Source organism: Streptomyces sp. P5F9 (genome assembly GCF_057961495.1).
Genome location: NZ_JBXVPZ010000518.1, coordinates 1 through 6339, shown reverse-complemented (window position 1 = coordinate 6339; position 6339 = coordinate 1). Strand labels below are relative to the sequence as shown.

The following is a 6339-nucleotide window of genomic DNA, read 5'->3' as shown; positions in this document are numbered from 1 at the left end:
CCGTAGCCCCCTCCGCCGGAGAGGGCTACGGCCCGCCCTCCCTCGCCGGCAACGCCCGGATCACCGACGCGCAGCGGGCCCGGCTTGAGGGGCGTTCGCCGATCATCGAGCCCGGGATGCAGCCCGCCGGCCTCACCGCCGTACTGGCGCTCCTGCTCTCCGTCACCGCGCAGGTCGGGTCGTACGCCCTCGTCGTACCGCTAGTCGTCCTTCAGGCGGTGACGGCCGCGGGCTGGTTCCGGCTGAACGGGATGTGGCCCGCGCGGCAGGGCATCGCGCTCGCCTTCGCGGGCGCGCTCGTCGCGGACGTGGCGCTGCTCGCGGCCGGGCGGGAGAACGGCCCCGCCGCGATCCTCGGCACCCTCGGTGTCTGGGTCCTGCTCTCCCTCGTCATGCAGCTGCGCTCGCACGCCGACCCGGACACCCGGATCACGAGCCTGATGGCGACGGTCGCCTCGGCAGCCCTGGCGATCGTCGCGGCCGGCCACCTCGCGGCCGACCCGGACGCGGTGACCGTCGGCGCGGCCGCCGTCGCCGTCGCGATCCTGGCCCGCGCGCTGCCGCTGCCGACCGTGGCGTCGGTCGTCGTATCACTGCTGGCGGCCGCCGGTGCGGGCATCGCCGTAGGCGGGATGACCGGCATGGGCGCGAAGGGCGCGCTGCTCGGCGCGGGCGCGGGGGTCTGCGCGCTGATCGGCCACCGGGTGGCGAGCTACGACTACCCGTCCCGCTTCGTCCACTTCACGGCAGGCGTGGCCCTCCCGCTCGCCGCGGCGGCCCCGGCGGTGTATCTGCTGGGACGGGCGCTCGTCTGACGCGGGGCGGCCAAGTGCCGTGCTGGAGGCGGCAGTTATTGGAAACACCTGCGGCAGTTAAGAGCACTGTCACAGGTGATCGACAATTTCGCGGTACACGTGTTCCGCAGGACTACTCTCGCGCTGGGCGGCCATCCGGTCGTTGTACCGCTTTCGTCGACGACCACCAGGTGGGGAACTCCGTAGATGCGTGGGCTGCGAATACTTCTGATCGTCGTGGTGATCCTGGGGGTCCTGTTCGTGGTCGTGGACCGGGTCGCGGTCCACTTCGCGGAGGAGGAGGCCGCGTCCAAGGTGAAGACCAGCGAGAACCTGGCCAGCACCCCCGACGTCTCCATCAAGGGCTTTCCCTTCCTCACCCAGGTCGCCTCCGGTGAGCTGGACGACGTGGAACTCGGCGTCGGCCAGTACGAGGCCCCGACCGGCAACACGAGCGCCTCCGGCGGCGCCACCACGATCCGGATCGACGACCTCAAGGCCGACATGAAGGACGTCAAGTTCTCCGGCGACTACAGCTCCGCCACGGCGGCCAGCGCGACGGGCACCGCGAGCATCTCCTACGACCAGCTGCTCAAGGCCGCCAAGTCCGCGCCGACGCCCGTCTTCACCGGCGTCACGGCCCAGATCGTCAGCCTCTCCGACGGCGGCGACGGCAAGATCAAGGCCGACATGAAGGTCACGGTCACGGGGGTCGGGACGACGACGTATCCGGTGCTCAGCACGGTGACCGTCGTGGGCAACACGGTGAAGGTGCACGCGGACAACCTGCCCAAGCTGGTCGTCGACCTCGCCGACTCCCGGGTCCGCTCGATCACCGACTTCCAGCAGACGCTCGACCAGCTGCCGGGCGGTGTGAAGCTGGACAGTGTGCAGGCCGCGAAGAGCGGTGTGGACATCAAGGTGAAGGGTTCGAACGTCAGGCTGGCCGGGTAGGACGGGGTCCGGTGAGCAGTGCTTGTCCGAGGGGCGAGACGCCCGTGTCCGTGCGGCAGGGGAATTAACGGCCGAAGGGGCCCGGATTCCCTGTCGGAGGGCCTTCGGCGACTCTCCTGTCTCACATCACGGACGATCGCGTCTCAAAATACGACACACCGGTGACATGCGCCGCGATCCGTCCCTACGATCGAGGCATGCAGTGCACATGGAGCGCCCTCCGGCCGCGGGGCCAGGCGGACGACCTCACGAAGCGGCGGGCAGTTGACCTGTGCCGCGTCGCCGCCATGCTCTGTCGCACTTTCTGAGCGGAAGCGCAGGCTTCCGTCTTCCCCCCTCGTGTCCCTGATCAGGGACACCCGCGCGAGCGCGCACCCTTTCTCTCACGCACCGCACCGCCGTAACTGCCCCGGAGGAGAAAAGCATGAGCCGCAGTGACGTCCTGGTCGACGCCGACTGGGTCGAGGCCAACCTCGACAACCCGAGCGTGGCGATCGTCGAGGTCGACGAGGACACGTCCGCGTACGAGAAGAACCACATCAAGAACGCGATCCGGATCGACTGGACGAAGGACCTCCAGGACCCGGTACGCCGTGACTTCGTCGACCAGGAGGGCTTCGAGAAGCTCCTGTCCGGCAAGGGCATCGGCAACGACACGCTGGTGATCCTCTACGGCGGCAACAACAACTGGTTCGCGTCGTACGCCTACTGGTACTTCAAGCTCTACGGCCACGACAACGTCAAGCTGCTCGACGGTGGCCGCAAGAAGTGGGAGCTGGACGCCCGCGAGCTGGTCGAGGAAGTCCCCTCGCGTCCCGCCACCGACTACAAGGCGAAGCCGCAGAACAAGGCGATCCGCGCGTTCCGCGACGACGTCGTGGCCGCCATCGGCGCGCAGAACCTGGTCGACGTCCGTTCGCCCGACGAGTTCAGCGGCAAGCTGCTCGCGCCGGCGCACCTTCCGCAGGAGCAGTCGCAGCGTCCGGGTCACGTCCCGTCCGCGCGCAACATCCCGTGGTCGAAGAACGCCAACGACGACGGCACCTTCAAGTCGGACGACGAGCTCAAGGAGCTCTACGCCGAGGAGCAGGTCGACCTCGCCAAGGACACCATCGCGTACTGCCGTATCGGCGAGCGCTCGGCCCTGACCTGGTTCGTGCTGCACGAGCTGCTCGGTGTCGAGAACGTCAAGAACTACGACGGTTCCTGGACCGAGTACGGCTCCCTGGTCGGCGTTCCGATCGAGCTCGGCGCCAACAAGTAAGCACAAGAACCCGCACAACCGCTGCGACCTGAAGGAAACCAAGACATGTGTGGAGCGAAGGCCGGCGGCCCCGACGCCTCGACGATCAAGCCCGGTGAGACCACCATCCAGGGTCAGGTGACACGTAACGGCGAGCCGGTGACGGGCTACGTCCGTCTCCTGGACTCGACCGGCGAGTTCACCGCGGAGGTCCCGACCTCCGCGACGGGCCAGTTCCGCTTCTACGCGGCCGAAGGCACCTGGACCGTCCGCGCCCTCGTTCCGGGCGCCACCGCCGACCGCACGGTGGTCGCCCAGACGGGCGGCCTGGCGGAGGTCGCGATCGCGGTCTGACCGACCGGCGCCGAACGCCTCGGCCGAAGGGCTGTACCTCCGCGGTACAGCCCTTCGGCATGCGGCGGGTACGGGCCGGGGCGGCGGGTGTCAGCGGCCCCGGACCACGCTGATCAGCAGCGGCGCCCGCAGCCCGCCCAGCGCGGCACAGTCGGCGACGACCTCTCCCAGCCATCCCACGGCGTCGCACGACCACTCGGCGAGCTCGCCGCGCAGCATCGCGTGGTGTCGGGCCGGACCGTCCCAGAAGGTGTCGTCGAAGGGCGCGGCCGGAATGCCGTCGGGAACGGTCGTGCCATGGAGCGAGGACGACGACCGGTGGACGAAGACATCCTGCTTCAGGCCGGCGAGCCGTTCTTCGACGACGTGAAGTTCCTGGCCCCCGCTGCTGACGGCGACCGTGACCGGGGTCCGCGCACCGGGGTCCCGTTCGCCGAACCACTCGACCGTCATCAGGGACGGCACGCTCGCGTACGCCGGCCGCGACGCCGGATCGATGCCCTGCACGGGCAGCAGCAGCTGTACGGCGGTGAAGTCCGCCCGCCCGGTCCGCGCGACCGCGTCCCCGGCGCAGGCCAGGAACGGCCGCACGGGCAGCGGGCGGTCACCGGCGACCGGCCCGGCCTCGACCTGGAACCAGGAGATCAGTCCCGTCCCGGAGGCACCGCCGGGGTGCTCCCAGCCGGCGTCGTTCATGCCCCACAGCTGATCGAGCCAGCCCATGGCGAGCGACCGCTGGTGGAACAGCTGGTAGGCGTCGTGCTCGGGATCGTGCCAGGGATACGGGACGAGCTCGCCGTAGAAGGCGCCGAACAGGGTTCCAGCACTCTCCACTGTGCCCCTCCTTAGCTGTCGGACTAACGGACCCGGCAGTTGACGTCGGCCTGGTTCATCGGCTTTTCGGCCGTGTCGATCTCACCGATGACGTCCACATCCACATGGTTGCGCCAGGAGGTCCGCTCGGTGTCGGTGCAGTCGTGCCGGGCCACCGTACGGTTGCTGCTCCCGCCGCCGGGCTTCAGTTCCTTCTTCGGGGTTGTCGCAGTTCCCCTTGTCCCACCAGCCGTGACCCGAGGCCGCCAGCCCGGTGCCGGACCGGTGAGGGTTGTCCCGCCCGCTGACGGGCGTGCACCCGAACCGCTGTGCGGCGGCCGTCCGGCCCAGGTCGGCCTCCGGGATGATCCGGCCGTCCATGTCCTTGTAGACGGCGGTCCCGTCGGCGCCGGGTGGTGCGATTCCGGGCACCGGCTCCGCGGACCTGACCGGTGGCGGCCGACACCGACGCCGGAACGCCCCAGACGGCCAGGGAGACGAGCGCGGCAACCAGGGCGCTTCGGGAGTACGAGGGCGTCAAGTCGGCCGCCTTTCAGCAGATGATCAGTGGAAGTACTGAACGTAGAGGGGGCGGCGCTCGCGGCGGTCCCGCCGAAAGAGGGAATCGCAGCGCTTCGGACGTGCGCCCGCGCCCGCTCGAACCTCTCGCGCGCCCCTGCGCTGGTGGGCCCGCACCTGTGGAGTCGGCTTCGATGCGGGCCTACGCTGGAGAGATGCTGGCACGTCGCCGTCGCGTGTACTTCGTCATGATGGGCATCTGCATCGGGCTCTTCGTCCTGGCCTGGGGAGTCGTGCGGATCTGGTCGGTGCCCGTAGCCGTCGGGATGTGCGTGGTCGCGATGCTGATCCCGCCGGTCGCCGCCATGGTCGCCAACCGGCGCGGCCCCGACGACCGCTGGTGGGACGACCCGTCCGGCGACCCCAAGTCCGACGAGTGGTGGGACGAGCTGGACGGGAAGAAGCGCCGCCAGTAGGGCACGCCGTGAGCGGGTAGAGGGCGGGCATGTCGCCTACGAGACTGTCCACCGTGGTGCTCGACGCGCGGGACGCGCACGAGCTGGCCGGCTTCTACGTCCGCCTCCTTGGCTACGTCGTCCGGGCCGAGGAACCCGACTGGGTCCTGATCGGCCCGCCCGACGGCGGCACCGGCCTCTCCTTCCAGACCGAGCCGGAGTACGTCCCGCCGGTGTGGCCCACCCGCAGGCCAGGCGAGCAGCAGATGATGCTGCACCTCGACATCGAGGTCGACGACCTGGAGAGCGAGGTCGAGCGTGCCGTGGGCCTGGGAGCCACGCTCCACGACTGCCAGCCGCAGGACGACGTACGGGTCCTGTTGGACCCGGCCAGGCACCCGTTCTGCCTGTGGCGACAGGAGTAAAGGGCGTGATCAGGGACCCTTCGCCGAGGCTCGTCACGCAGCCGGGTCGTCGCCGATCCGGAGTTGGTTCACCCACTCCTGCGCCGCGGTGAGGTCGTCGGCGGTGCCGACCACTTGGTAGGTGAAGCCGTCCCACTCCTCCAGGACGCGTGGCTCGTCGGGCCGGAGGTGACCGGCGCCGCCGTGCACGGGCCGGTGGCGCCGGAAGACGTCCATCGGCGGTCGGCGCCGCTTGTCGTACGGCGCGAGCGGGTCGTCGGCATCGGCGCGCGGGACGGCACGTGACGGCTGGTTCGGCGGCCCGGGTCGACTGTGCTTGCCCATGCGCTCGATGGTCTCAGGCCGCGATCGCCGTCGGTCTGGCGGCGGCGATTCCCTTCGCTCGGGTCCGTACGTTGTCGACCGTGGCGGTCCCGTAGGGGCGGGCGGCGTCGTCGTGCGCCGCGTGGGCCCCGGCGGCACCCCGCTCGGCCTTGCCCGGCGACAGGCATGGGCAGGCACAGGGGGTCTTCGAGCTTGAGCGGTGCGGCCCTTTGTCCGTTCCCGCGGGAGCGGACCCGCACCGCAGAAATGTGACACTTCCTGGGTCGAGTGTCACATTTCCGGAAGTCGCCCCCTGGCACCGAGGAGGCCGGTGCAGCGCCCGATGTGAAGACCCGGCATTGGCGGTCAGGTCGTCGCGATGATCGCCATCAGCAGGCCGCCGATGCACATCGCGGTGAGCGCCCCGGTCCAGAAGGCGTCCTCGCGCAGGGCCCGGGGCGCTCACCGCGATGTGCATC

9 protein-coding genes are annotated in these 6339 nt (G+C 70.0%); 6 read left to right on the top strand and 3 right to left on the bottom strand.

From position 1 onward, the window contains the following. From AC31A1_RS44270 to AC31A1_RS44255, 4 genes are all read left to right on the top strand, one after another. Positions 1-815: hypothetical protein (locus AC31A1_RS44270; RefSeq protein WP_489658732.1), on the top strand; the 815-nt coding region annotated here is incomplete at its 5' end. Between the two features lie 186 nt (positions 816-1001). Continuing rightward, a complete protein-coding gene (locus tag AC31A1_RS44265; RefSeq protein ID WP_489658731.1) occupies positions 1002-1748 on the top strand; it encodes an LmeA family phospholipid-binding protein in 747 nt (248 codons plus the stop codon). Between the two features lie 424 nt (positions 1749-2172). Next, entirely contained in the window at positions 2173-3012 is an 840-nt protein-coding gene (locus AC31A1_RS44260; RefSeq protein WP_393752777.1) for a sulfurtransferase, read from the top strand. Between the two features lie 45 nt (positions 3013-3057). Beyond that, positions 3058-3345 (top strand): DUF1416 domain-containing protein, encoded by a 288-nt coding sequence (locus tag AC31A1_RS44255; protein WP_019064558.1) that lies wholly within the window; start codon positions 3058-3060, stop codon positions 3343-3345. 90 nt (positions 3346-3435) lie between these two features. Here the strand turns inward: AC31A1_RS44255 and AC31A1_RS44250 are convergent, their stop codons facing one another. Together AC31A1_RS44250 and AC31A1_RS44245 are read right to left on the bottom strand one after the other, a co-directional pair. Then, positions 3436-4179 (bottom strand): hypothetical protein, encoded by a 744-nt coding sequence (locus AC31A1_RS44250; protein WP_489658730.1) that lies wholly within the window; start codon positions 4177-4179, stop codon positions 3436-3438. Between the two features lie 23 nt (positions 4180-4202). After that, on the bottom strand, positions 4203-4334 hold the full coding sequence (locus tag AC31A1_RS44245) for a hypothetical protein (protein WP_489658729.1): 132 nt from the start codon (positions 4332-4334) through the stop codon (positions 4203-4205). A 558-nt stretch (positions 4335-4892) separates the two neighbouring features. Here AC31A1_RS44245 and AC31A1_RS44240 point away from each other — a divergent pair. Next, a complete protein-coding gene (locus tag AC31A1_RS44240; protein WP_393752776.1) occupies positions 4893-5153 on the top strand; it encodes a DUF3099 domain-containing protein in 261 nt (86 codons plus the stop codon). A gap of 29 nt (positions 5154-5182) precedes the next feature. Next, entirely contained in the window at positions 5183-5557 is a 375-nt protein-coding gene (locus AC31A1_RS44235) for a VOC family protein (protein ID WP_489658728.1), read from the top strand. 33 nt (positions 5558-5590) lie between these two features. On the opposite strand, the gene AC31A1_RS44230 is transcribed toward AC31A1_RS44235, so the two are convergent. Beyond that, positions 5591-5881, bottom strand: coding sequence for a DUF6087 family protein (locus AC31A1_RS44230; protein ID WP_489658727.1), 291 nt, complete (start codon positions 5879-5881; stop codon positions 5591-5593). Positions 5882-6339 lie beyond the last annotated feature (458 nt).

Excerpts from the sequence above, each read along its gene's own strand:
- AC31A1_RS44265 (WP_489658731.1), top strand. The coding sequence starts at position 1,002 with ATGCGTGGGCTGCGAATACTTCTGATCGTCGTGGTGATCCTGGGGGTC.
- AC31A1_RS44260 (WP_393752777.1), top strand. The coding sequence starts at position 2,173 with ATGAGCCGCAGTGACGTCCTGGTCGACGCCGACTGGGTCGAGGCCAAC.
- AC31A1_RS44255 (WP_019064558.1), top strand. The coding sequence starts at position 3,058 with ATGTGTGGAGCGAAGGCCGGCGGCCCCGACGCCTCGACGATCAAGCCC.
- AC31A1_RS44240 (WP_393752776.1), top strand. The coding sequence starts at position 4,893 with ATGCTGGCACGTCGCCGTCGCGTGTACTTCGTCATGATGGGCATCTGC.
- AC31A1_RS44235 (WP_489658728.1), top strand. The coding sequence starts at position 5,183 with ATGTCGCCTACGAGACTGTCCACCGTGGTGCTCGACGCGCGGGACGCG.
- AC31A1_RS44230 (WP_489658727.1), bottom strand. The coding sequence starts at position 5,881 with ATGGGCAAGCACAGTCGACCCGGGCCGCCGAACCAGCCGTCACGTGCC.